Here is a 1,441-nt window from a genome sequence, read left to right as displayed (position 1 = left end):
AGCAAACTTGAAAAAGCTATTCTTGCTATGGCTGTAAAAGAAGGGGAAGCTATTGACAAATTGGTAAGATTAAGAGAAGCTATCTGCATTTTTACCGACCTTACCAAAAAAGAAGCAAGCAAAGATGAACAGCGAAGTAAACTCTTGTTTGATACTGTTAATCAGGTGAAACAAGAGCAAGATGCTACTTCACAAGTAGTACACGAAAAGCTACATGCTATGGTCAACACGCCTCAGAAGAAGATTGTTATCCACCGCTTTGAACCTACCTCCAAGTATGTTCTTCTTTTCATCGGTAGCTTGGTTCTATCTCTCGTTATTTCCATTTGGGGCAACCTCACCCAATGGCGAGAGCACCAAGATTGGGAGGAAGCAGACTTGAAGTATCGAGCATTGCGAATGGTACTGCCATCTGACGACCCGAATATTCGTTATATCGAAAAGTACTTCTCAGTATGCCGAGACGAAAATATAATAGATGATGTTAGAAATCGTGTTGCAGTTTATGAGGATTCTGTTCGCCACCATTATGAAATGATTGAAATGGCTGCTTACAAGGATAGCCTTGCAAAACAATTAAACAAAGAAGCTAACGACATAAAAGAAAGGCTTAAAAAGTAAAAGAGCCTATGCCTATTTTCTTCATTCTTACAATGTAATAGATTCTTGATATTGATGCAATGATACTGTAACTAAAAAGCCGTACTTTTGAAGCCGAAGTATCCTGAATCATTCAGACTCATTCGATACTACGATGAAGAAGATGATCGTGAGTTTACTTTTCTGACGAATGCAAAGCATCTTTCTGCGTTGGATGTCGCGAATCTATATAAAAAAGATGGTTGGTCGAGCTGTTTTTCAAATGGCTAAAGTAGCATCTTAAGATAAAGAGCTTCTGGGGCACAACGGAGAATGCTGTACGCATACTGATTAGTGTTACCATTATCACTTATTGTCTCGTGGCTATTGTTCACCATGATATGCAATTGAAACGCTCAACATATGAAGTTTTGCAGATTCTAAGCATTTCATTGACGGACAAAACCCACCTAAGAGATCTATTTGATAAGACTATTTTCAACGATGTCAAAGAACTCGATTATTCCCTCTTTAAGGGACTAATGTCTTAAATTATATAATAAGGGGTAGACATATATATATAATATGCATACCTCTTATTATATGGTTTTGTATATGTTTGTTATACAAAATACGAATTTGTAAGTACAAACCGTTTATTATGTTGGTTATATTTCACTTTGTTAAAAATAACGCTTTATATGTGTCAAATTAACACATTGCATTGATTAACAAAAATATTTTGATTGACACATTTTGATGAAATAGTTTTTTTTATTACTTTTGCAAATGTAAACTTACATGACTTGGCTTTAATAGACCCCGACCAAGCTGTGCTATTATTGTAGAGGTTGCATAAGGA

Annotated in this window: 1 protein-coding gene and 1 pseudogene; both read left to right on the top strand. The window is 35.7% G+C overall.

The window, feature by feature from the left end; translation table 11 throughout:
• Positions 1 to 621: hypothetical protein (locus F7D73_RS03195; RefSeq protein ID WP_153122255.1), on the top strand; the 621-nt coding region annotated here is incomplete at its 5' end.
• A 90-nt stretch (positions 622 to 711) separates the two neighbouring features.
• Positions 712 to 1,130 (top strand): annotated as a pseudogene (locus F7D73_RS03190) (transposase); the annotation flags it as partial.
• Between the last annotated feature and the right edge of the window lie 311 nt (positions 1,131 to 1,441).

It is taken from the genome of Segatella copri (genome assembly GCF_009494395.1).
GTDB lineage: Bacteria > Bacteroidota > Bacteroidia > Bacteroidales > Bacteroidaceae > Prevotella.
This window is presented reverse-complemented; position numbering and strand designations above follow the sequence as displayed.